The following is a 23109-nucleotide window of genomic DNA, read 5'->3' as shown; positions in this document are numbered from 1 at the left end:
CCCGCTGCCTCCGTCAGGCGTGCATGACCGGTACGTCGTACAGAGGGATCCACTTGTCGCGGGTGACGACCGTCAGCCCTTCGGTCTGGGCCTGGGCGACGAGGATGCGGTCGAAGGGGTCACGGTGCAGCGGGGGGAGGCGGCCGGCGCGCACACCGTGCTCGGCGGTGATCGGGAAAGGCCTGAACTGCATGTCTCTGGCGCGCTCGGCGAGGTCCGGGGCGCCCTCCAGCTTGCCGAGGCTTTGCTTGATCGCGATCTCCCACGGCGTGGCGGCGCTGACGTAGACCTCGGACTCGGTGCGCAGGAGTTCTCTCGTGTCCTCGGCAAGCTCCGGTGAGGCATTCAGCCACCACAGGACGACGTGTGTGTCGAGCAGGAGTCTCATCCACGCATCCCGAACGCTTCGGCGATGTCGTCAGGGAGCTCGTCGAAGTCCTCGGGGATATGAATCTGTCCCCGGAGTGCGCCGTAGTCGGTCCGGTTGACCTTGGACCGAAGGGGCACCACCTTCGCGATGGGCTCCCCGGCCCGGCTGATCACGACTTCCTCGCCGGTCTCGACCTGCTGCAGTATGCGCGAGAAGTGGGTTTTGGCCTCGTGCACGTTGTACTGGCGGGCTGCTTCCATGACTGCCTCACAAGGGCCGCAGGTGGACTAGCTACGGACTAAGGCTAGCCCCGCTGCCGCCGTCCGGACAACGGCGTTCCCTCGCGCGAGTGACACACCGGCGTCGTACGCTGGAGCCCCCGGCCCGTGCCACGTGTCGGGTCCTTCGCGTTGCTCACTCGCGTTGCTCACTCGCCACACCGGACGGAACCTTCATGAGCCTGCACGGTCTGCTGGATGTCGTCGTCACCGACCCGGCGCTCTCCGAAGCGGTGAAGGCCGCCGCCGACGGCCACCGGGCCCATGTCGACCTGGTCGGCCCGCCCGCCGCGCGCCCCTTCACCGTGGCCGCGCTGGCCCGTGACGCCGGGCGTACGGTGCTCGCCGTCACCGCGACCGGCCGGGAGGCCGAGGACCTGGCGGCCGCGCTGCGGACCCTGCTGCCGCCGGACACCGTGGCGGAGTTCCCCTCCTGGGAGACGCTGCCCCACGAGCGGCTCTCGCCCCGCTCGGACACCGTGGGCCGTCGCCTCGCCGTCCTCCGCCGCCTCGCGCACCCCCGGCAGGACGACCCGGAGACCGGCCCGGTCAGCGTGGTCGTCGCACCGGTGCGCTCCGTGCTCCAGCCGCAGGTCAAGGGGCTCGGCGACCTTGAGCCCGTCGCGCTGAGCAGCGGGCAGACCGCGGACCTGGGCGAGGTCGTGGACGCGCTCGCGGCAGCGGCGTACGCCCGTGTCGAGCTGGTCGAGAAGCGCGGGGAGTTCGCCGTGCGCGGCGGCATCCTGGACGTCTTCCCGCCGACCGAGGAGCACCCCCTGCGGGTGGAGTTCTGGGGCGACGACGTCGAGGAGATCCGCTACTTCAAGATCGCCGACCAGCGGTCCCTGGAGGTCGCCGAGCACGGCCTGTGGGCTCCGCCCTGCCGTGAGCTGCTGCTCACCGAGGACGTACGCACCCGGGCCGCGGCCCTCGCGGAGGCGCACCCGGAGCTGGGTGAGCTGCTGGGGAAGATCGCGGAGGGGATCGCCGTCGAGGGGATGGAGTCCCTCGCGCCGGTCCTCGTCGACGAGATGGAGCTGCTGCTCGACGTCCTGCCGAAGGGCTCCATGGCGCTGGTCTGCGACCCGGAGCGGGTCCGGACCAGGGCCGCGGACCTCGTCGCGACGAGCCAGGAGTTCCTCCAGGCGTCCTGGGCGGCCACGGCGGGCGGCGGCGAGGCCCCGATCGACGTCGGAGCGGCCTCCCTGTGGGGCATCGCGGACGTCCGCGACCGGGCGCGTGAGCTGTCCATGATGTGGTGGTCGACCTCCCCGTTCGCCGCCGACGAGGAGCTCGACGGGGACTCCCTGAAGCTCGGGATGCACGCCCCGGAGACATACCGCGGCGACACCGCCCGGGCGCTCGCCGACACCAAGGGGTGGCTCGCCGACGGCTGGCGCACGGTGTACGTCACCGAGGGCCAGGGCCCAGCCGCCCGCACGGTCGAGGTGCTCGGCGGTGAAGGGATCCCGGCCCGCCTCGACCAGGACCTGGCCGAGATCACACCGTCGCTCGTGCACGTCTCGTGCGGAGCCATCGACAACGGCTTCGTCGACCCGGCGCTGAAGCTGGCCGTGCTCACCGAGACGGATCTGACCGGGCAGCGCACCGCCAGCAAGGACCTGGGGCGGATGCCGGCCCGTCGCCGCAAGTCCATCGACCCGCTGACGCTCCAGGCGAACGACTACATCGTGCACGAGCAGCACGGTGTCGGCCGCTACATCGAGATGGTCCAGCGCACCGTGCAGGGCGCGACCCGCGAGTACCTCCTCGTCGAGTACGCCCCCGCCAAGCGCGGCCAGCCCGGGGACCGGCTCTACATCCCCACCGACCAGCTGGAGCAGGTCACCAAGTACGTCGGCGGCGAGGCCCCGACCCTGCACCGGCTCGGTGGCGCCGACTGGACGAAGACGAAGCAGCGGGCCAAGAAGGCCGTCAAGGAGATCGCCGCCGACCTGATCAAGCTGTACTCGGCGCGGATGGCGGCCCCCGGCCACGCGTTCGCCCCGGACACCCCGTGGCAGCGCGAGCTGGAGGACGCGTTCCCGTACGCGGAGACGCCCGACCAGCTGTCCACGATCGCCGAGGTCAAGGAGGACATGGAGAAGTCCGTCCCGATGGACCGGCTGATCTGCGGCGACGTCGGGTACGGCAAGACGGAGATCGCGGTGCGCGCCGCCTTCAAGGCGGTCCAGGACGGCAAGCAGGTCGCCGTCCTGGTGCCCACGACGCTCCTGGTCCAGCAGCACTTCGGCACGTTCACCGAGCGGTACGCCCAGTTCCCCGTCAATGTGCGGGCGCTGAGCCGCTTCCAGTCGGACACCGAGTCGAAGGCGACGCTGGAAGGGCTGAAGGACGGGTCGGTGGACCTGGTCATCGGGACGCACCGGCTGTTCTCGTCGGAGACGAAGTTCAAGGACCTGGGCCTGGTCATCGTCGACGAGGAGCAGCGCTTCGGCGTCGAGCACAAGGAGCAGCTGAAGAAGCTCCGGGCCAACGTGGACGTGCTCACGATGTCGGCGACGCCCATCCCCCGTACGCTCGAAATGGCGGTGACGGGCATCCGCGAGATGTCGACGATCACGACGCCCCCCGAGGAGCGGCACCCGGTCCTCACCTTCGTCGGGCCGTACGAGGAGAAGCAGATCGGTGCGGCCGTGCGGCGTGAACTCCTGCGTGAGGGCCAGGTGTTCTACATCCACAACCGGGTCGAGTCCATCGACCGGGCCGCGGCGCGGCTGCGGGAGATCGTGCCCGAGGCGCGGATCGCGACGGCGCACGGGCAGATGGGGGAGAGCCAGCTGGAGCAGGTCGTCGTCGACTTCTGGGAGAAGAGGTTCGACGTCCTCGTCTCCACGACGATCGTCGAGTCCGGCATCGACATCTCCAACGCGAACACGCTGATCGTGGAGCGCGGCGACAACTTCGGTCTCTCCCAGCTGCACCAGCTGCGTGGCCGTGTGGGCCGTGGCAGGGACCGTGGCTACTCCTACTTCCTGTACCCGCCGGAGAAGCCGCTGACCGAGACCGCGCACGAGCGGCTGGCGACGATCGCCCAGCACACCGAGATGGGTGCGGGCATGTACGTGGCGATGAAGGACCTGGAGATCCGCGGAGCGGGAAATCTGCTCGGCGGCGAGCAGTCCGGTCACATCGCGGGGGTCGGCTTCGACCTGTACATCCGGATGGTCGGCGAGGCGGTGGCGGACTACCGGGCGGCCGTGGACGGCGGGGTCGAGGAGGAGCCGCCGCTGGAGGTCAAGATCGAGCTTCCCGTCGACGCGCACGTCCCGCACGACTACGCCCCGGGTGAGCGGCTGCGCCTGCAGGCGTACCGCTCGATCGCCTCCGCGAACTCGGAGGAGGACATCAGGGCGGTGCGCGAGGAGCTCACCGACCGCTACGGCAAGCTGCCGGAGCCGGTGGAGAACCTCCTGCTGGTGGCGGGCCTGCGGATGCTGGCCCGGGCCTGCGGGGTGGGCGAGATCGTGCTCCAGGGGCCGAACATCCGCTTCGCGCCGGTGGAGCTGCGCGAGTCGCAGGAGCTGCGGCTGAAGCGGCTGCACCCCAAGACGATCTTCAAGCCGGCCACGCGCCAGATTCTGGTGCCGCGGCCGACGGCCGGCCGGATCGGCGGGAAGCCGGTGGTGGGGCGCGAACTCCTGTCATGGACCGGGGAGTTCCTCACGACGATCCTGGGGTCGTAACTCCCGGGCCCCGCCGGGGCGCACGGCGCCGCGCCACTGCGGGGCCCGGGGGTGTGTCGGTAAGGGCCGGGGCCGTGGCGGGGACGCCGCCTTCACGGCCGGGTCCCGCCGCGCCTAACCTGGTGCGCTGTGACCCCTCTTCGAGCCGTGCCCCGCCGCCACCGACTCCTCGCATGCGCCACGGCGGCGCTGGTGAGCGCGTTGGCCCTGACCGGTTGCGACGCCGTGAGCGACCTCGGCGTCCCCGAGCCGGCCGCGACCTCCCCGGCTCCCGGGGGGTCTGCGCTGCGGGCCGTCGACGGGCTGAGCGTGAAGGGCCGCGCGCCGAGGACCGGGTACGACCGTGACGAGTTCGGGTCCGCCTGGGTGGACACCGACCGGAACGGCTGCGGCACCCGGGACGACGTACTCGCGCACCAGCTGTCCGGTGTCGAGCGGGACGCCGACGGCTGCAAGGTGCTCAGCGGTGTCCTCGACCCCGATCCGTACACGGGGGGCCGCATCGCTTTCGAGCGCGGTCGCAGCAAGGTGGACATAGACCACCTCGTCGCCCTGTCCGACGCGTGGCAGAAGGGCGCGCAGCAGTGGAGCGACGGCAAACGGCGGGCCTTCGCGAACGACCCGCTCAATCTGGTGGCCGCCGACTCGTCGACCAACCGCCGCAAGGGGGACGGGGACACCGCGACCTGGCTGCCGCCCAACAAGGCGTACCGCTGCACGTATGTGGCGGGGCAGGTGTCGGTGAAGAGCAAGTACGGGCTGTGGGTGACCGAGGCCGAACGGGACGCCATGCGGAAGGTGCTGTCCTCCTGCCCCGCCGAGAAGCTGCCCACCGGCGGCAGTCCGACCGAGGCGCCCACGCGTTGAGGATGCCCGTGCCGCCGTTGTGAATACTGTGCCCATGTGGAAGTGGCGGCTGACGGCCGCGGGGATGAACCTGCTGTTCGGGTTTCCGGGCGTCGTCCCGATGTTCCTGGTCTGGTACTACCTGTCGAACGGGCCGCTCGCGGACGCCGGCTGGACCTCCCGTGAGCCGACCGAGAACGACGGAATGACACTCTGGCTCGTGATCGTCGTGCCCGTGGTGGCGGTCTTCGGGATCCTCTGGTGGCTCGCCAACGACTGGCTGCGGCACCGGGCCTCGCTGTCGCCGGGCGTGTACTGGACGGCCGGCGTGCTGCTCACGCTCTGGCCGGCGTGGGCGGCCGCCGTCGGTTCGGTCGTGTGAGGGCCGAAATCGGTTGGCGGGGAGCCGGGCGCTGCTTACCTTGGCCGCATGGACCTGAAGATCACGACGCTTGCCGAGCGGCCGGAGCTCGCCGGAGCGATCGAGGAGATGCCCGACACCTGGCCCGAGTTCGTGCTGGAGGACCTGGTCGGGTGGGCCAACTTCCCCCGCATAGCCGCCGAGTTCCCTGAGTTCGTGCTCGTCGCCACCGATCCCGGGGGTGCGGTGGTGGCCCGGGGCTACAGCGTGCCGTTCGCCCTGGGTGCGCCGGGCCGGGGGGCGCTGCCGGAAGGCGGCTGGGACCAGGTGCTGTTGTGGGCCTTCTCGGACCTGCGGCACGGGCGCACTCCGGACACCGTCAGCGCGATCGAGATCACCGTGACGACCGGGCGGCTCGGGCAGGGCATCTCCGGACGCATGGTGGCCGCGATGCGGGAGAACGCCCGGCGCCTGGGATTCCGGGAACTCGTCGCCCCGGTCAGGCCGAGCGGGAAGCACGCGGAGGCCACGGCACCGATGGAGGAGTACGCCCGGCGCGTCCGGGACGAGGACGGGCTGCCGTACGACCCCTGGCTGCGGGTGCATGTGCGGGCGGGCGGAGTCATCGAGGCCGTGGCCCCGGTGTCGATGACGGTGAGCGGGTCCCTGGACCGGTGGCGCGCCTGGACCGGACTGCCCTTCGACACGGAGGGGCCGGTGGAGGTGGAGGGCGCCCTGGTGCCGGTGCACTGTTCGCTCGCCCACGGGTACGCCGTGTACGTCGAGCCGAACGTCTGGGTGCGGCACCGGACGGCCTGAGGCCACAGGGCCGGCCCGCCCGCGAGGGGTGGCCGGCCCCGAAGGTGCCGCTCGACGGGTCGTCCGCCCGTCAGAGCTTCAGCTCCCACTGGCTCGCGTCCCACTCGAAGCCGGGCCCGACCTCGACGGTCAGGTTCTTGGCGTCCGCCGGGGCGTCGAAGGCGTACTTCGCCGTGATCTTCCTGCCCGGCAGGACGGTGCCGCTGAAGCCCTCGCCGACCTTGCCGTCGAAGATCTGCTCGGCGTTCACACCGTCCTCGCCGGCGCGGGCGTCGACGCTGACGAGCGTCGCGTCGAACTTCTCCTTGCCCTTGTTCTCGATGACGACCGAGACCGTGTAGGCGCTGTTGCCCTTGGTGTGGCCGATCGCGAACTCATCGGCGGTGTACGGGGCCGGGGCGTTCACGGTGATCTCCAGGCCGTCGTCGTACGCCGCGGAGTCCCCCTGCCCCAGGGTGTCGCCCTTGCCCTCGGTGCCGCCGGCCGCCCCTCCGTCACCGGCCGCCCCTCCGCCGGCGGCCGGCTTCGCGGACGCCGAACTGTCCGCGACCGCCTTGTTGATGTCGGTCACCACATCGTCCACGGCCTTGAACGTCAGGACCGCTCCGACGACCGACAGGATCAGCGAGACGAGGCCGAGGACCGCGCCGAACGTCGTCACGCCCTTGTTGGTGGCCTCTCCGCGCTTGGCGCGGCCCCGCCCGGCGAGCCCAAGGATCAGGGCGATCAGGCCGAGGATCCCCGCGAGCCAGAAGAAGAACGGGATCAGCCCCGAGACCGTCCCGATGATGCCGAGCACGAGGGCGGCGATGCCCAGGCCGTTGCGGGCGGGGCGCGTGCCCGGCGTCTGGGCGGGGGCGTACGGCTGCTGGGGGTGTTGCGGCTGCGTGTACTGGGACATGGCTGTGCCCTTCCGATGGAGAACGAGGACTGTGAGCGGAACGATGCGCCACATCGGTGTGCGGCGGGTCAATAAGACCATTCACTGTGAACCGAGTCAACACACTAATTCGTGTGAACTGTTGGCGGAGCGGTATCGGTATGCTCACCCCCACACAGCAGGGACACCGACGTGCGCGGAACGGGAGACAGGCCAGTGCCGGATAACTCGACCGAGGTGACCGCGGCCGGAATCGCCAGGCTCGCGGGCGTGGGCCGCGCGGCCGTCAGCAACTGGCGCCGTCGGCACGCCGGTTTCCCGAAGCCCGTCGGTGGCACCGAGGCGAGTCCCTCCTTCTCGCTGAGCGAGGTCGAACAGTGGCTGCGCGACCAGGGCAAGCTCGCCGAGGTACCGCTGCGCGAGCGGGTCTGGCAGCAGGTGGCCGGCCACCCCGACGGCGCTGTGACCGCCCTCGTCCACACGGGGTGCGCCCTCCTGCTCGTCCGGGACAGGCCCACCGCCTGGCTGGAGATCACCGCCGTCTCCGACGCCCGGATGGCAGGTGTGCTGCCGGGCGCCCTGGACCACGTGCTCGCCGACCGCTTCGGAGAGGGGCGGGCGGTTCCCACACCCACGGCGTCCGCTCTCCTGCCGTCCGTCCCCCTGCTGCGCGCCGCGGCCGAACTGGCGGCGGAGACCGGCGCCCGGCAGGCCTTCGACTTCCTCTTCGGCCGCCAGCTGGACGCCAACCCGCGGCAGTACACCCTCACGCCCCCCGGCCTCGCCGAGCTGATGGCCGACCTCGCGAAGCCGGCCGGGGACGCCGCCCGGCGGAGCGGCGGGAAGAGCTCCCGTACGGTCCTCGACCCCGCGGCCGGAACCGGCGCCCTGCTGTGCGCCGTCGGCCGGCCCACGGCTCTCTACGCGCAGGAGGCCGATCCCGACCTGGCGGCGCTCACCGCGCTCCGGCTGGCCCTCCACCCGGGGAACAGGACCGCCGGACCCGCGCTCGCCGTACGGACCGGCGACACCCTGCGCACCGACGCGTTCCCCGGTCTCGCCGTGGACGCGGTGCTCTGCCACCCGCCGTTCAACGAGCGCAACTGGGGCCACGACGACCTTGCCTACGACCCCCGCTGGGAGTACGGCTTCCCCGCCCGCACCGAGTCCGAACTCGCCTGGGTCCAGCACGCCCTCGCCCATCTCCGCGAGGGCGGCACCGCCGTGGTGCTCATGCCCCCGGCCGCCGCCTCCCGCCGTTCGGGGCGCCGCATCCGCGCCGACCTGCTCCGCCGCGGAGCCCTCCGCGCCGTCATCGCGCTCCCGGCCGGCGCCGCACCCCCGTACGGCATCCCCCTCCATGTCTGGGTCCTCCGCAAGCCGGGCACCGAGCAGCCCCCCGCCCCCGAACTCCTCGTCGTCGACGCGGCGGAGCCCGAGACCGCCGGTGCGCCGTCCGGCCGCGACCGGCTGGACTGGCCCGCGGTGCGCGCCGCAGTGCTCGACGCATGGACCCCCTTCGACGTGCCGGGGCGCCGTGAGCCCGTCGAGGAGCACCCCGGGACCAGCCGGGCCGTCCCCGTCATCGAACTCCTCGACGACGACGTGGACCTGACCCCCGCCCGCCATCTGCCGCCCCCGGCCGCAGGCGGCGGCGCGGCGGAACTCGTGCGCGTACGGGAACGCCTTGACGACACCCTGAAGCTGACGGCCCGGCTCACGCCGCCGCCCGCCGTCCCCTGCGAACCGGCCCGGCGGCCCCTCACCACGGTCGGTGAACTGGCCCGCGCCGGCGCCCTGCACCTGCGCACCGGCTCCGGTGCCGGCAGCGGCTCGGTTCCCGTCCTCACCGAGCACGACGTCCTCTCCGGGGCGGCCCCCAGCGGTACGCCCTCCACACCGGCCCCGTCCCCGGAGGACGAGCCGCTCCTGCTGGAACCGGGAGACGTCGTGGTGCCCGTACTCGGCGGAGGAGCGGTCGCCAGGGTCGTCGACGACGCCACCGCCGGGGCCGCGCTCGGCCGCAACCTCCAGCTCCTGCGGCCCGATCCGGCGGCCCTGGACCCCTGGTTCCTCGCCGGCTTCCTGCGCGGCACCGCCAACAACCGGCAGGCCAGCAGCTACGCCTCCACCGCGACCCGGCTCGACGCCCGCCGTCTCCAGGTGCCGCGCCTGCCGCTGGCCGAACAGCGTAAGTACGGAGAGCAGTTCAGCGCCCTCGCCGCGTTCGAGGACGCACTGCGTACGGCGGGCCGGCTCGGCGGGCAACTGGTGCAGGGGATGTACGACGGGCTCACGGACGGCTCCGTAGCTCCGGAGTGACGTGAAGCACAACGGTTGTGCACAACCAGGGACGGCTTGTCCGTGTCGGTGTATACGCTCACTGCACACGTCCGATCCACGCCCTCCGGGAGCAGCACATGCACGGCTACGGCTATCCGCCGGAGCAGCAGCCGAAGCGTTCTCCGTCCTCGGCCACGCTCGTCACGCTGCGCGTGGTCTTCGTGGCACTCGCGCTGCTGAGCTGTGGACTCCTCGCCTGGGCGGCCATGCTGCGGCTGGCGATCGTCACCCGTAAGCAGCGCGACTGGTGGCTGTTCGGCCTCGTGCTGGCGCTGAACGCCGGACTCATCGCCTACCTCGGGTCGTTGCCGCCGGAGGAAGAGGTGATGACGGACGGGCAGGCGATCATCACCCTGTCCTGGATGCTGGTGGTCTTCGTCGGCACGGTCACCTACTACCTGTACACGGACATACGGCACTTCGGTCCGTACGGCGGGCCGCCGGCCGGCCCGCACGGGGCTTCCCACCCCGGTCCGTACGCCGCTCCGTACGGCGCCCCGCACCCGGGGGCGTCCTCGTTCCCGTCCGCCGGATTCGGACCGCAGCAGGCACCGCCCTCCCCTGCCTACGGGTACCCGCCCGCCCCGCGGCAGAGCCCCGCACCGCCGCCACCCGCCGCACCGTCCGACACTCCGAGGCCCGCCGCCCCCCAGCGCCTCGATCAGGTGCGCGCCGAGCTCGACGAGCTGAGCGACTACCTCCGCAAGGAGGGCGACAGCCGGTGAACGGGCGTGTCATCGCCGGTCGTTACCAGCTGGCGACCATTCTCGGCCAAGGCGGCATGGGGCAGGTCTGGACGGCGTACGACCAGCGCCTCGACCGCAGGGTCGCGGTGAAGCTCCTGCGCCCCGACCGGGTGGCCGGTCCCACCGGCAGCGAGGCCGCCGACGACCTGCGCCGCAGGTTCGTCAGGGAGTGCCGGGTCACCGCACAGGTCGACCACCCCGGTCTGGTCACCGTCCATGACGCGGGCAGCGACGGCGACGACCTCTTCCTCGTCATGCAGTACGTCGAGGGCGCCGACCTCGCCGACCACCTCGCCGAGCACGACCCCTACCCGTGGCCCTGGGCCGTGGCGATCGCCGTCCAGCTGTGCGCGGTGCTCTCCGCGGTGCACGCGGTGCCGATCGTCCACCGCGACCTCAAGCCCCGTAACGCGATGGTGAAGCCCGACGGCACCCTCACGGTGCTCGACCTGGGTATCGCCTCCGTCATGGACACCGACACCACCCGGCTGACGCACACGGGCTCACCGATCGGCTCGCCGGCCTACATGGCACCCGAGCAGGCGATGGGCGGTGCCGTCGGCCCGTACACCGACCTCTACGCACTCGGTGTGCTCCTGCACGAACTCCTCAGCGGCGACGTGCCGTTCGCGGGCTCCACCGCACTCGGCGTCCTGCACCGCCATCTCTACGAGCCCCCGCTCCCGGTCAGGCACATCCGGCCCGAGGTCCCCGAGGCGCTCGAGGCACTCGTCCTGCGGCTGCTCTCCAAGGACCCGCAGGACCGCCCCGCCTCCGCCCAGGAGGTCTACGAGTCCCTGCGGCCCCTGCTGCCCGCCGGCGGCACACCGGCCGGGCCCCTCGACCCGACCCGCCCCTTCCTCCGTCCGCATGCCCCCTGGCCGGACCGGGCGGCCGCCCCCGCCCCCGCGCCGGTGCCCGTCCCCGGCCGGCAGGCACCCGCCCCGCCCCGTACGCCGCCGGGCAGGCCCGATGTGGCACAGGCCGTCGACGACGTGAAACGGCTGCTCGGGGAGGGCCGCATCACCCAGGCCGTCGACATCCTCGGGGGGATCCTGCCGGCCGCCGCCCTGGAGCACGGTGAACACTCACCGGTCGTCCGGATCCTGCGCAAGCAGTACGCGGCGACGCTGATGGACGACGGCCAGTACCGCCGCGCCCTCCCCGAGCTCCGCCGCCTCGCCGACGACCGTGCGGCCGAGGCGGGCCCCGCCGACTCCCAGACCCTCCAGTTCCGTTACGACGCCGCGCAGTGCCTGGAGCAGCTCGGCGAGACGGCCGCCGCGCTCGCCGAGTACCGCGCCGTCCTCCCCTACTACGAGAACGGCTACGCGACGTCCTCCGGCCCCGGCCGGGCCTTCGACATCCGCCACCGGATCGGCCACCTCCTGCTCGGGATGGGCGACCACGCGGCGGGCCGCGCCCAGTTGCAGGCCCTGCTGTACGACACCGAGCGGGCCTACGGACCGCATCACCCACTCCCCACGGAGCTCCGCCGGCAACTGACCCACCACCAGGACGTACGCGGCTCGGTGTGAGGCGGCGGACGGCCGGAACGGGCCGGCGGAAGGGATTTCGGCCGTGACCCCACACTGACCGGTCCGGAAATCGTTGGTCGAAGCAGTGGCCCGAATCACGTCCACTGCCTAACATCGATCACCGCAAGGCTTTGTGCACTGATGCACAAACTCTCCCCGGGAGGCTCCTTTGCACCGCCGACGTCGCACCGCGCTCGCCCTTACCGCCGCAACGCTCGTCGCGGCGCCGCTCCTGACCGCCTGTGGCAGTGAGGCCCATCCCGGTGCCGCGGCCGTGGTCGGCGGCGACCGGATCGACGTGGCCACGGTCCAGGCGCAGGCGGCCGACGTGCGCACCGCGCAGCAGGACTCCGAACGGTCCCGGGAGCTGGTGACGAAGTCGGGCCAGCTGACCCGGGTCAAGCTGTCCGGCCTGATCTTCGGGCGGGTCCTGGACCGCGCCGCGAAGGACGCCGGGGTGAGCGTCAGCCGCAAGGAGATCCAGCAGATCCGCAGCGCCGCCGCCGAGCAGTCCGGCGGGGACGAGGGCGTGAAGACGCTGATGCTGGAGCAGCGCTGGGTGGCGCCCGGCCAGATCGAGGCGAGTCTGCGCCAGGAGGTCCAGCTCCAGAAGCTGGCCCAGGCGCTCGGCGCCGACCTGCAGAACCCCGCCGGGGTGCAGGCGGTCGGCGAGAGCCTCACCGAGGCGTCGAAGGCGCTGCACATCGACGTCAATCCGCGCTACGGCAGCTGGGACAACCAGAAGGTCCAGCTCAGCACGTACAAGGCTCCGTGGATCACCCAGGTCACGCCCGTCCAGGGGCAGGAGCCCGAGGCAGGCGCCTGATCCAGGGCCTCTCGTTCGGATCAGGCTGGTCTCGCGTGCCCCGGCACCGCTCGGTGATCCAGCCCGATCCAAATGAAAGACCCCGGTCCGACCGGAGGTAGGTTCGGGGTGTGAACGCTGAAGACCCCGGCCGTATCGTCCTGCTCACCGCCAGCCACCGGGTCGCCCCCGGTCTGCTGTCCTGGCCCGCCTGGCAGACGCTGCACGCGGCGGACCGCGTGCTGTGCGCCGAGCCCGGACATCCGCAGCTGCCGTATCTGCGGGAGGCGGGGGTGGCCGTGGAACACACCGCACCCTCGGCCGAGGAGCTGGTGGACGACTGTGCCGGCGGCCGGACCGTCGTGGTGCTGGTGGGCGGCGAGGGGAACCAGCCGCTCACCGACGGCCTGGCCCGGCTCGGCGGCTCGGGCCGGGTACAGATGCCGGACCTGGAACTGCTGCCCGGTTCGTACGACCTGCCCGGCGCGCGGCTCCTGGACCTGGTCCAGGTCATGGACCGGGTCCGGCTCGAATGCCCGTGGACCTCGCAGAAGACGCACGAGGGCCTCGCGAAGTACGCCATCGAGGAGGCGTACGAACTGGTCGAGGCCATCGAGGACGGCGACCGCGAGGAGCTGCGCGAGGAGCTCGGCGACGTCCTGCTCCAGGTCGTCTTCCACGCCCGGATCGCGCAGGAGGACCAGGAGGAGCCGTTCGGCATCGACGATGTCGCGGCCACGATCGTCGAGAAGCTGATCCACCGTCATCCGCATGTGTTCGGCGACGAGACCGCCGAGACCCCGGAGGACGTCCACGCGCACTGGCTCCGTACGAAGGCGATCGAGAAGCAGCGCGAGTCGGTCACCGACGGGGTGCCGCTCGGCCAGCCCGGCCTGGCGCTGGCCGCCAAGCTCGGCAGCAGGGTCCGGGCCGCGGGCCTCGACGCCGCACTCCCCGAGGGCGACGGGATCGGCTACCGGCTGCTCGCTCTCGCCGTGGAGGCCGAACAGGACGGCACCGACCCGGAGGCCGCCCTGCGGGCCGCCGCCCGCGCCTACCGGAACGCGATCCGGGCGGCTGAAGGTCTCGGAGCCGCTCCGGATGGCGTGGAGGAGTGAACGACAGCCCCGGGACGGCCCCCACGCCCGACGCAGCGCCCGAACTCTTCACCTGGGAGTTCGCCACCGACCCGTACCCCGCCTACGCCTGGCTCCGCGAGCACAGCCCCGTGCACCGCACGAAGCTGCCCAGCGGTGTCGAGGCCTGGCTGGTGACCCGCTACGCCGACGCCCGGCAGGCGCTCGCCGACACCCGGCTCTCCAAGAACCCCGCCCACCACGCGGGCTCCGCGAACGCCAAGGGGAAGACGGGCATCCCCGGGGAGCGCAAGGCGGAGCTGATGACGCACCTGCTGAACATCGACCCCCCGGACCACACCCGGCTGCGCCGGCTCGTGTCCAAGGCGTTCACTCCGCGCCGGGTCGCGGAGTTCGCGCCGCGCGTGCAGGAGCTGACGGACCGCCTCATCGACACCTTCATCGAGGAGGGGAAGGCGGACCTCATCCATGACTTCGCGTTCCCTCTGCCGATCTATGCGATCTGCGACCTGCTGGGCGTGCCCCGGGAGGACCAGGACGACTTCCGCGACTGGGCGGGCATGATGATCCGGCACGGCGGCGGACCGCGCGGCGGTGTGGCCAGGTCGGTCAAGAAGATGCGCGGCTATCTCGCCGAACTCATCCACCGCAAGAGGGAGAATCCCGGCGACGACCTGATCTCCGGGCTGATCCGGGCGAGCGACCACGGCGAGCACCTCAGCGAGAACGAGGCGGCGGCGATGGCGTTCATCCTGCTCTTCGCCGGCTTCGAGACGACCGTGAACCTCATCGGCAACGGCACCTACGCACTCCTGCGCAACCCGTCCCAGCGCGAGCGCCTGGAACGCTCGCTGGCGGCCGGGGAGACGGACCTGCTCGCCACGGGCATCGAGGAGCTGCTGCGCTACGACGGCCCGGTGGAGCTCGCGACATGGCGTTACGCCACCGAACCCGTGACGCTGGGAGGGCAGGACATCGCGGCGGGGGACCCGGTCCTCGTGGTGCTGGCCGCCGCCGACCGGGACCCGGAGCGGTTCCAGGATGCGGACACCCTGGATCTCGCGCGCAGTGACAATCAGCACCTCGGATACGGGCACGGCATCCACTACTGCCTGGGGGCGCCGCTGGCCCGGCTGGAGGGCCAGGTGGCGCTGGCGACCCTGCTGCGGCGCCTTCCCGACCTGCGGCTTGCCGCGGAACCTGCCGATTTGCGCTGGCGCGGCGGGCTCATCATGCGTGGACTGCGCACGCTTCCCGTCGAGTTCGGTCCGGGGCATCCGCCGGAAAAAAGTGACAGCCTGTCAACTCTGTGACTTTCACGTGATCTCCGCTGCATCGACTTGTGACACACGTTCGAGTACGGCTAGGTTCACCGTTCGACTCACCCGTCACACGTCAGTCACACGGAAGGCAATCCCATGGGCTCCGCGACCGGCAGACACCGTCGCCCTCGTCAGGCACCCGCCATCGTCGTCGCCGCAGGCGTCACCGGGTCGGCCATCGCCATCCCGCTGCTCAGCGCGGGCGGCGCGCAGGCCGCCGACGCGTCGACCTGGGACCGGGTCGCCGAGTGCGAGAGCGGTGGCATGTGGAGTGCCGACCTCGGCAACGGCTACTACGGCGGCCTGCAGCTCTCGGAGGACACCTGGTCGGCCTACGGTGGCACGGCGTACGCGGCGCGCGCCGACCTCGCCAGCCGCTCGCAGCAGATAGCGGTCGCGGAGAAGATCCTGGATGACAAGGGACCGCAGGCGTGGGCCAGCTGCTCGGTGATCTCCGGGCTCTCCCTGGACGAGGGGCTGCCCGGCGTCGACCCGGGCAGCGAGGAGTCCGCCGAGCCCTCGGCCGAGCCCTCGGATTCCGCGACGCCGTCCGAAACGCCTTCCTCCGACGCGACCGGCCCGGCGGACAGCTCGGACGACGCCGGCGGCCCGGACGACTCCGACGCGAAGGGCGAGGCGGGTCAGGACGCGTCGGACGGCAAGGCGGACGAGGGTGGCGACGACGGCACGACGCCGTCCGCGACTCCGTCCCCCGAGGCCTCCGGGACGTCCGGCGCCCCGAAGGACGACACGGCGACGGGTGGCAAGCACCGAGGCACGCCGGCCCCCGAGGCGAGCGCCAGGCCGGGCCAGGACGACGGGCGTGATTCCGGCCGTCACGCCTCGCGCGGTGAATCCGACGCGCGTCAGGGCGCGGAGGGGACGTACACCGTCCGCGAGGGCGACAACCTCTGGGCGATCGCCGACGCGCAGGAGCTTCCCGGCGGCTGGACCGCGCTCTACGCGGCCAACGAGGACGAGCTGGGCTCCGACCCGGACCTGATCCTTCCCGGCCAGACCCTGGACCTCGGGGCGGACGCGGCGGGCAGCCGGGCGGAGACCGCCGCCAACTGATCAAAAGCGTGAAAACACCCCGAAAGCGGGGGTAGTTCAGAGGCCTATGTCCACTTATGCGTAAGTGAGACATGGGTCTCTTTGCTTCAACTGGTGCGCGCTGTCCGCCCGCTCCGTCCATATTGGCTCCGACCTGCGAAAACGCTCCTCCGCGTGGAGCCGTTACGGGCTGATCACCCGTTATGTCCATCTTTGAATGTGGGGGTTGCGTGTGTTTACGGTCGGAGCCGCTCGCACCGCGGGCACCTTCGACCGTCACGCCGAATCCTGCCGTCGGCCGAAGGGAACCGACGCGTAAAGCGCCGTAGGCAGGAGCGGGGGACCCAGGTAAGCGCCGGACCCGGCCGTCGGAAGACGGGTGGAGACACGGCTAGGGGTGAAGTCGTCCGAAAGTGAGGGCGACCGGGCAACTCACAGGCCCGAACCCGACAGCTCACCTCGTAGGCGTCGGTGAGGAGAACCATGCTGCTTTCCAGCAAGGGCAAGCACCGCCGCCCGTCCAAGGCCGTCCGTGTCGCGACCCTCGCCGGTGTCGCCGGTGCCGCCGTCGCCGTGCCGCTGATGGGCGCGACCGGCGCCTCCGCCGCCTCCGTCGACACCTGGGACGCCGTCGCCCAGTGCGAGTCGGGTGGCAACTGGTCCATCAACACCGGCAACGGCTACTACGGCGGCCTGCAGTTCTCGCAGTCCAGCTGGGCGGCCGCCGGCGGCACCCAGTACGCCTCCCGCGCCGACCTGGCCACCAAGGACCAGCAGATAGCCGCCGCCGAGAAGCTCCTCGACCTTCAGGGTCCGGGCGCCTGGGCCTGCGCCGGCGCCGGTGGTCTGACGAACGACGGTGTGGACCCGGGTGTCGACACCGGCTCCGGCAAGAACGGCGACACGGCCCCGCAGGCCGCGCCCGAGCGCAAGGCCGAGCAGCCCACCACGCGCAGCGAGAAGCGCACGGTCCCCGAGAAGACCGTCACCACCCCCACCGGCGAGAAGGTCGAGAAGGGTGACGGCGAGTACAAGGTGAAGACCGGCGACACCCTCAGCAAGATCGCCGACGCGCAGAAGGTCAAGGGCGGCTGGCAGAAGCTGTTCAAGCTGAACGACGACATCGTCGACAAGGCCGACCTGATCTTCCCGGGTCAGCAGCTTCACCTGAAGTAGTCGGAACCCGAAGCAGTCGGTAGTAACCCGGGGTCTTCCTCCTGCCCCGGAGCCCGGCCCGGCGCGCAGACCCCCCGCGCGCCGGGCCGGGGCCGTGTCCGGACCCTCCGGCGGGGTGCGGACTCGGGCTCGCCGTAGGGGGTGCGTGTTCAACTGTTGTGGTTACTCGTCAGTAGAATTCTGCAGCTTTGCCCGGAATGCAGGCCCTTGGGTCCTTTTTCGTCCCAGGGGACGGGCGTACGGCCGACGGAGCGCGCCGAGCCGGTTAGGCTCGTGGCGCAAGGCCACAGTGACCCTGCACAACCAGTGTCAGATCCCAGAAGGAGATGCCTCGTGCCGTCCATCGACGTCGTCGTAGCCAGGGAAATCCTCGACTCCCGGGGCAACCCCACGGTCGAGGTCGAGGTTGGCCTCGACGACGGCAGCACGGGACGTGCTGCTGTTCCGTCCGGCGCCTCCACCGGTGCGTTCGAGGCCATTGAGCTTCGCGACGGTGACCCCAACCGCTACCAGGGCAAGGGCGTCGAGAAGGCCGTCCTCGCCGTGATCGAGCAGATCGGCCCGGAGCTCGTCGGTTACGACGCCACCGAGCAGCGCCTCATCGACCAGGCGATGTTCGACCTGGACGCGACCGAGAACAAGGGCTCCCTCGGCGCCAACGCCATCCTCGGTGTCTCGCTGGCCGTGGCGCACGCCGCGTCCGAGGCATCCGACCTCCCGCTGTTCCGCTACCTCGGCGGCCCGAACGCGCACCTGCTGCCCGTTCCGATGATGAACATCCTGAACGGCGGCTCGCACGCCGACTCCAACGTGGACATCCAGGAGTTCATGATCGCGCCGATCGGCGCCGAGTCCTTCTCCGAGGCCCTGCGCTGGGGTGCGGAGATCTACCACACCCTGAAGAAGGTCCTGAAGACCAAGGGCCTGTCCACCGGTCTCGGTGACGAGGGCGGCTTCGCCCCCAACCTCGAGTCCAACCGCGCCGCCCTCGACCTCATCCTCGAGGCCGTCAAGGAGGCCGGTTACGTCCCGGGCCGCGACATCGCGCTCGCGCTCGACGTCGCCGCGTCCGAGTTCTACAAGGACGGCGTCTACGAGTTCGAGGGCAAGTCCCGCTCGGCCGCCGAGATGACCGAGTACTACGAGGAGCTCGTCTCCGCGTACCCGCTGGTCTCCATCGAGGACCCGCTGTACGAGGACGACTGGGCGGGCTGGAAGGTCATCACCGACAAGCTCGGCTCCAAGGTGCAGATCGTCGGCGACGACCTGTTCGTCACCAACCCCGAGCGCCTCGCCCGCGGCATCGAGGAGGGCTCGGCCAACGCCCTGCTCGTCAAGGTCAACCAGATCGGTTCGCTGACCGAGACCCTGGACGCCGTGGAGCTGGCCCAGCGCAACGGCTTCAAGTGCATGATGTCCCACCGCTCCGGTGAGACCGAGGACGTCACCATCGCCGACCTCGCCGTCGCCGTGAACTGCGGCCAGATCAAGACCGGTGCCCCGGCCCGCTCGGACCGCGTCGCCAAGTACAACCAGCTGCTGCGCATCGAGGAGATCCTCGACGACGCCGCTGTGTACGCCGGACGTTCGGCGTTCCCGCGGTTCCGCTTCGAGGGCTGACAGCCCGAGTCCGGAGCACCAGCCTCCGTCCGTCCCCGCATCCGGTCCCGTACCGTGTGCGGGGACGGACGTGCGTAACGGGGAGGCGTGAGACATGGCCGGGAAGGACCGCGACCGGTTCTCCACCGCGACCAGGCTGCGACTGCTCGGTGAGCAGACGGCGGCCCGCGTCTACCGGTCCCAGAACCGCCGCCAGGCCCGCCGCTCCAGGCTCACCGGGCGGGCCGCGTTCCTGGCGCTGATCGTCTGCTCCCTGGTGGTCGCCCTCGCGTATCCCATGCGGCAGTACATCTCCCAGCGCGACCAGATCGCCGACCAGGAGAGGCTCTCGCGAGAGGCGCACCAGCGGACCGAGGAGCTGCGTGACGAGAAGGCGCGGCTCAAGGACGACGCGTACATCCGCCGTCTCGCGCGCCAGCACCTGCACTACGTGCTGCCCGGCGAGACCGGTTATACGGTGGTCGACCCGGACGCGGCCGAGGTGCGCCGGGGTGAGCCGGGGGCGACGGGGCGGCCCTGGCACTCGAACCTCTGGGACGGCGTCGACAGCGCGGACCGCGAATGACCCCGTCCCGGCGCCGGGTTCCGTACCCGCGCCGCGTCTTCTCCCCGTACCGATTCATACAGTCCGACCGATGACATTCAAGGCAGGCATGGACACGCCCCCTCCGCAGACCGAATCCACCACGCCCACCGCCGCGGACATCGCCGCGTTCGAGCTCCAGCTCGGCCGGCCGCCGCGCGGGCTGCGCGCCATCGCGCACCGCTGCCCCTGCGGTAACCCGGACGTGGTCGAGACACAGCCCCGTCTGGAGGACGGCACGCCGTTCCCGACGACGTATTACCTGACCTGTCCGCGTGCCGCGTCGGCGATCGGCACGCTGGAGGCCAACGGGGTCATGAAGGAGATGACCGAGCGGCTCACCACGGACCCGGAGCTGGCCGCCGCCTACCGTGCCGCGCACGAGGACTACATCGCGCGCCGCGACGCCATCGAGGTCCTGGAGGGCTTCCCGAGCGCGGGCGGCATGCCGGACCGGGTGAAGTGCCTGCACGTCCTGGTCGGCCACTCGCTGGCGGCGGGCCCCGGGGTCAACCCGCTGGGCGACGAGGCGATCGCGATGCTGCCGGAGTGGTGGGCGAAGGGGCCGTGCGTCACGCCGTGCGGTTCCGACGACGCCGGGCCCGACGTTTCCTGATCCGCCGCGGTACACGTACAACCACAGGAGCCCCATGACCCGCGTTGCCGCCATCGACTGCGGTACCAACTCCATCCGGCTGCTCGTCGCCGACGTGGACCCCGCCACCGGAGAGTTCACCGAGCTCGACCGCCGGATGCGGATCGTCCGGCTCGGCCAGGGAGTCGACCGGACCGGCCGGCTGGCCCCCGAGGCGCTGGAGCGCACCTTCGACGCCTGCCGCGAGTACGCGGACGCGGTCAAGGAGCTCGGCGCCGAGCGGATCCGGTTCGTCGCCACGTCCGCCTCCCGCGACGCGGAGAACAGCGACACGTTCGTCCGCGGCGTCCTGGACATCCTGGGGGTCGAGCCGGAGGTCGTCACGGGGGACGAGGAGGCGCAGCTCTCCTTCGACGGCGCCACCAAGGAACTGGTGGGCAGCGACCACCTGGAGAAGCCCTATCTCGTCGTGGACATCGGCGGCGGCTCCACCGAGTTCGTCGTCGGGGACGACCGCGTCCGCGCCGCCCGGTCCGTGGACATCGGCTGCGTACGCATGACCGAGCGTCACCTGGTCGTGGACGGGGCCGTGGTGGACCCGCCCACACCCGACCGGATCGCCGCGATCCGCGCGGACGTCGGAGCCGCCCTGGACCTGGCGGAGGAGAGCGTGCCGATCTCCTCGGCGGCGACGCTCGTCGGCCTCGCCGGGACGGTCACCACCGTCGCCGCCATGGCGCTCGGGCTCGAGGAGTACGACTCCGAGGCGATCCACCACTCCCGGGTCTCCCTCGGGCAGGTCCGGGAGATCACCGCGCGGCTGCTCGCCTCGACGCACGAGGAGCGGGCGGCGATCCCCGCGATGCACCCGGGCCGGGTCGATGTGATCGCCTCGGGGGCGCTCGTCCTGCTCGCGGTGATGGAGCGGACCGGTGCGCGGGAGGTCGTCGTCAGCGAGCACGACATCCTCGACGGGATCGCCTGGTCGGCGGCCTGATCACAGCGCGGGCGCCGGTGTGGTGAGATGGCGCTCAAACGCTTCCCGGCCTGCACCTTTGAGCTTGTGGAGCCCTCTCCGGACCCGTTCGGAGGGGGCTTTCGCGAGGCGCCCCGACGAACTTCGTGAACTTCTTCACAAGGAATTCGGCCCTACCGGGCGAAGTTCTGCTCCTGGAGGGCGGTGCGAGCCGCCCGGAGGCCCGCGCGGGTGTGCTGCGGGAGCGTTTCGGGGGTGTGGCGACGGCATGTCCCCGGCGGGTGGTTCATCTCGCCGGAGGGCTCAAGGTCCAGCTCACAAGTGGTGAACAACGTTCGCCGGACCGTTGTGGTTCCCCGTCCGCACCATGACCTGGGTCACGTGGGCGGCGAAGTGTAGCAGAGGGTGGCGCATACCTTGTGAAGGGGCTCACGAGCATGCCCCCCGAGGGGGGTGGATACTCGATGGCATGAGCACCACGGAGCGTCCCAGGATCCTCGTTGTAGGCGGTGGGTACGTAGGCCTGTACGCAGCTCGTCGCATTCTGAAGAAGATGCGGTATGGAGAGGCGACCGTCACGGTCGTCGACCCGCGCTCGTACATGACGTACCAGCCCTTCCTCCCCGAAGCTGCTGCCGGCAGCATCTCGCCTCGGCATGTCGTCGTCCCGCTGCGACGCGTGCTGCCCAAGGCAGAGGTTCTCACCGGCCGTGTCACGACCATCGATCAGGACCGCAAGGTCGCCACGGTCGCGCCGCTCGTCGGCGAGGCCTACGAGCTGCCCTTCGACTACCTGGTCATCGCGATGGGCGCGGTCTCCCGCACCTTCCCGATCCCCGGCCTCGCCGAGCAGGGCATCGGCATGAAGGGCATCGAGGAGTCCATCGGTCTGCGCAACCACGTCCTCGAGCAGCTGGACAAGGCCGACTCGACGACCGATGAGGACGTCCGCCGCAAGGCGCTGACGTTCGTCTTCGTGGGCGGCGGCTTCGCCGGCGCGGAGACCATCGGCGAGGTCGAGGACATGGCGCGCGACGCGGCGAAGTACTACACGAGCGTGAAGCGCGAGGACATGCGCTTCATCCTGGTCGACGCCGCCGACAAGATCCTTCCCGAGGTCGGCCCGAAGCTGGGCGCGTACGGCAAGGAGCACCTGGAGAGCCGCGGTGTCGAGGTCTACCTCTCGACCTCCATGGACTCCTGCGTCGACGGTCACGTGGTGCTGAAGAACGGCCTCGAGGTCGACTCCAGCACGATCGTGTGGACGGCCGGCGTGAAGCCGAACCCGGCGCTGGCCCGCTTCGGTCTGCCGCTCGGCCCGCGTGGTCACGTGGACACCTCCGAGAAGCTCCAGGTGCAGGGCACGGACTACATCTGGGCCGCGGGCGACAACGCCCAGGTGCCGGACATGGTCGGCCGCCGCGCCGGCAACCCGAACGCATGGTGCCCGCCGAACGCCCAGCACGCGCTGCGTCAGGCGAAGGTCCTCGGCGACAACGTCATCTCCGGCATGCGGGGCTTCCCGCAGAAGGAGTACAGCCACGCCAACAAGGGTGCGGTCGCCGGTCTCGGCCTGCACAAGGGCGTCGCGATGATCGTCATGGGCAAGGTGAAGATCAAGGTCAAGGGCCGTCTCGCCTGGTACATGCACCGCGGCTACCACGGCATGGCCATGCCGACCTGGAACCGTAAGATCCGGATCTTCGCGGACTGGACGCTGGCGATGTTCCTGAAGCGCGAGGTCGTCTCGCTCGGCGCCATGGAGACTCCGCGCGAGGAGTTCTACGAGGCCGCCAAGCCGAGCCCGGCTCCCGTCGCGGCCAAGGCCGAAGGCGACAAGAGCACGACCGGCGAAAAGGCCAAGGCCTCCTAGCGCCTGTACGGAACCGAAGGGGTCGTCCGCCATCCGTGGTGCGGGCGGCCCCTTCGGCGTTCCCGGGCCCGTCAACTAGATGGTGAGTGCATCTATTTTACCGTTCCATTGCCCTGGAGTG

The 23109-nt window shown here is 71.1% G+C and carries 20 protein-coding genes and 1 riboswitch; of the genes, 17 read left to right on the top strand and 3 right to left on the bottom strand.

The annotated features are described in order from the left end of the window. Positions 1–13: 13 nt before the first annotated feature. On the bottom strand, positions 14–388 hold the full coding sequence (locus tag OG379_RS16295) for a type II toxin-antitoxin system VapC family toxin (RefSeq protein WP_405663396.1): 375 nt from the start codon (positions 386–388) through the stop codon (positions 14–16). Next, positions 385–630 carry a type II toxin-antitoxin system Phd/YefM family antitoxin gene (locus OG379_RS16290; protein WP_033305134.1) on the bottom strand — a complete coding sequence of 82 codons (246 nt, stop codon included), beginning with the start codon at positions 628–630 and terminating at the stop codon, positions 385–387. The genes OG379_RS16295 and OG379_RS16290 overlap by 4 nt, the downstream gene beginning before the upstream one ends. Before the next feature lie 194 nt (positions 631–824). Between OG379_RS16290 and mfd the strand changes: the two genes are divergently transcribed. From mfd to OG379_RS16270, 4 genes are all read left to right on the top strand, one after another. Beyond that, positions 825–4355, top strand: coding sequence for a transcription-repair coupling factor (gene mfd / locus OG379_RS16285; protein ID WP_405663393.1), 3531 nt, complete (start codon positions 825–827; stop codon positions 4353–4355). Positions 4356–4484: 129 nt separating this feature from the next. After that, positions 4485–5222 (top strand): HNH endonuclease family protein, encoded by a 738-nt coding sequence (locus tag OG379_RS16280; protein ID WP_405663390.1) that lies wholly within the window; start codon positions 4485–4487, stop codon positions 5220–5222. 34 nt (positions 5223–5256) lie between these two features. Next, positions 5257–5583: a hypothetical protein gene (locus OG379_RS16275; RefSeq protein WP_405663388.1), complete on the top strand. Its 327-nt coding sequence runs from the start codon at positions 5257–5259 to the stop codon at positions 5581–5583. A gap of 48 nt (positions 5584–5631) precedes the next feature. Then, entirely contained in the window at positions 5632–6381 is a 750-nt protein-coding gene (locus OG379_RS16270) for an N-acetyltransferase (RefSeq protein WP_405663385.1), read from the top strand. Positions 6382–6451: 70 nt separating this feature from the next. Here the strand turns inward: OG379_RS16270 and OG379_RS16265 are convergent, their stop codons facing one another. Then, a complete protein-coding gene (locus OG379_RS16265) occupies positions 6452–7282 on the bottom strand; it encodes a DUF4352 domain-containing protein (RefSeq protein ID WP_405663382.1) in 831 nt (276 codons plus the stop codon). A 195-nt stretch (positions 7283–7477) separates the two neighbouring features. Between OG379_RS16265 and OG379_RS16260 the strand changes: the two genes are divergently transcribed. The 13 genes from OG379_RS16260 to OG379_RS16200 all read left to right on the top strand — a co-directional run bounded on the left by OG379_RS16260 (position 7478) and on the right by OG379_RS16200 (position 22988). After that, positions 7478–9583: an N-6 DNA methylase gene (locus OG379_RS16260; RefSeq protein WP_405663380.1), complete on the top strand. Its 2106-nt coding sequence runs from the start codon at positions 7478–7480 to the stop codon at positions 9581–9583. Positions 9584–9681: 98 nt separating this feature from the next. Then, positions 9682–10329, top strand: a complete 648-nt coding sequence (locus tag OG379_RS16255) for a hypothetical protein (RefSeq protein ID WP_405663378.1) — start codon at positions 9682–9684, stop codon at positions 10327–10329. Beyond that, positions 10326–11888 carry a protein kinase domain-containing protein gene (locus tag OG379_RS16250; RefSeq protein ID WP_405663375.1) on the top strand — a complete coding sequence of 521 codons (1563 nt, stop codon included), beginning with the start codon at positions 10326–10328 and terminating at the stop codon, positions 11886–11888. Before OG379_RS16255 ends, OG379_RS16250 begins: the two co-directional genes overlap by 4 nt. 169 nt (positions 11889–12057) lie before the next feature. Then, complete coding sequence (locus OG379_RS16245; RefSeq protein ID WP_405663373.1) at positions 12058–12714, top strand: SurA N-terminal domain-containing protein; 657 nt, start codon at positions 12058–12060, stop codon at positions 12712–12714. A 110-nt stretch (positions 12715–12824) separates the two neighbouring features. Then, the gene (locus OG379_RS16240) at positions 12825–13811 is read left to right on the top strand and encodes a nucleoside triphosphate pyrophosphohydrolase (protein WP_405663371.1); all 987 of its coding nucleotides are present in this window, start codon (positions 12825–12827) and stop codon (positions 13809–13811) included. Beyond that, positions 13808–15103, top strand: coding sequence for a cytochrome P450 (locus OG379_RS16235; RefSeq protein WP_405663368.1), 1296 nt, complete (start codon positions 13808–13810; stop codon positions 15101–15103). Before OG379_RS16240 ends, OG379_RS16235 begins: the two co-directional genes overlap by 4 nt. A 105-nt stretch (positions 15104–15208) precedes the next feature. Next, complete coding sequence (locus tag OG379_RS16230) at positions 15209–16186, top strand: transglycosylase family protein (RefSeq protein ID WP_405663365.1); 978 nt, start codon at positions 15209–15211, stop codon at positions 16184–16186. Between the two features lie 290 nt (positions 16187–16476). Then, a riboswitch (cyclic di-AMP (ydaO/yuaA leader) is annotated at positions 16477–16648 on the top strand. After that, positions 16649–17341, top strand: a complete 693-nt coding sequence (locus OG379_RS16225) for a transglycosylase family protein (RefSeq protein ID WP_405663363.1) — start codon at positions 16649–16651, stop codon at positions 17339–17341. 333 nt (positions 17342–17674) lie between these two features. After that, positions 17675–18961, top strand: coding sequence for a phosphopyruvate hydratase (gene eno / locus OG379_RS16220; protein ID WP_014155837.1), 1287 nt, complete (start codon positions 17675–17677; stop codon positions 18959–18961). A 94-nt stretch (positions 18962–19055) separates the two neighbouring features. After that, positions 19056–19526 carry a septum formation initiator family protein gene (locus OG379_RS16215; protein ID WP_393758797.1) on the top strand — a complete coding sequence of 157 codons (471 nt, stop codon included), beginning with the start codon at positions 19056–19058 and terminating at the stop codon, positions 19524–19526. Between the two features lie 88 nt (positions 19527–19614). Beyond that, on the top strand, positions 19615–20160 hold the full coding sequence (locus OG379_RS16210) for a DUF501 domain-containing protein (RefSeq protein WP_393759009.1): 546 nt from the start codon (positions 19615–19617) through the stop codon (positions 20158–20160). A gap of 34 nt (positions 20161–20194) precedes the next feature. Beyond that, positions 20195–21136, top strand: coding sequence for an exopolyphosphatase (locus OG379_RS16205; protein WP_405663361.1), 942 nt, complete (start codon positions 20195–20197; stop codon positions 21134–21136). 448 nt (positions 21137–21584) lie between these two features. Next, positions 21585–22988 carry an NAD(P)/FAD-dependent oxidoreductase gene (locus OG379_RS16200; protein WP_393758801.1) on the top strand — a complete coding sequence of 468 codons (1404 nt, stop codon included), beginning with the start codon at positions 21585–21587 and terminating at the stop codon, positions 22986–22988. The last annotated feature ends 121 nt before the right edge of the window (positions 22989–23109 follow it).

The sequence above is a fragment of the Streptomyces sp. NBC_01166 genome (assembly GCF_045039765.1).
GTDB lineage: Bacteria > Actinomycetota > Actinomycetes > Streptomycetales > Streptomycetaceae > Streptomyces.
This window is presented reverse-complemented; position numbering and strand designations above follow the sequence as displayed.

Coding starts and splice junctions, on each gene's coding strand:
- OG379_RS16275 (WP_405663388.1), top strand. CDS start 5,257: ATGTGGAAGTGGCGGCTGACGGCCGCGGGGATGAACCTGCTGTTCGGG.
- OG379_RS16265 (WP_405663382.1), bottom strand. CDS start 7,282: ATGTCCCAGTACACGCAGCCGCAACACCCCCAGCAGCCGTACGCCCCC.
- mfd (WP_405663393.1), top strand. CDS start 825: ATGAGCCTGCACGGTCTGCTGGATGTCGTCGTCACCGACCCGGCGCTC.
- OG379_RS16230 (WP_405663365.1), top strand. CDS start 15,209: ATGGGCTCCGCGACCGGCAGACACCGTCGCCCTCGTCAGGCACCCGCC.
- OG379_RS16290 (WP_033305134.1), bottom strand. CDS start 630: ATGGAAGCAGCCCGCCAGTACAACGTGCACGAGGCCAAAACCCACTTC.
- OG379_RS16255 (WP_405663378.1), top strand. CDS start 9,682: ATGCACGGCTACGGCTATCCGCCGGAGCAGCAGCCGAAGCGTTCTCCG.
- OG379_RS16215 (WP_393758797.1), top strand. CDS start 19,056: ATGGCCGGGAAGGACCGCGACCGGTTCTCCACCGCGACCAGGCTGCGA.
- OG379_RS16200 (WP_393758801.1), top strand. CDS start 21,585: ATGAGCACCACGGAGCGTCCCAGGATCCTCGTTGTAGGCGGTGGGTAC.
- OG379_RS16225 (WP_405663363.1), top strand. CDS start 16,649: ATGCTGCTTTCCAGCAAGGGCAAGCACCGCCGCCCGTCCAAGGCCGTC.
- OG379_RS16270 (WP_405663385.1), top strand. CDS start 5,632: ATGGACCTGAAGATCACGACGCTTGCCGAGCGGCCGGAGCTCGCCGGA.
- OG379_RS16210 (WP_393759009.1), top strand. CDS start 19,615: ATGGACACGCCCCCTCCGCAGACCGAATCCACCACGCCCACCGCCGCG.
- OG379_RS16295 (WP_405663396.1), bottom strand. CDS start 388: ATGAGACTCCTGCTCGACACACACGTCGTCCTGTGGTGGCTGAATGCC.
- OG379_RS16205 (WP_405663361.1), top strand. CDS start 20,195: ATGACCCGCGTTGCCGCCATCGACTGCGGTACCAACTCCATCCGGCTG.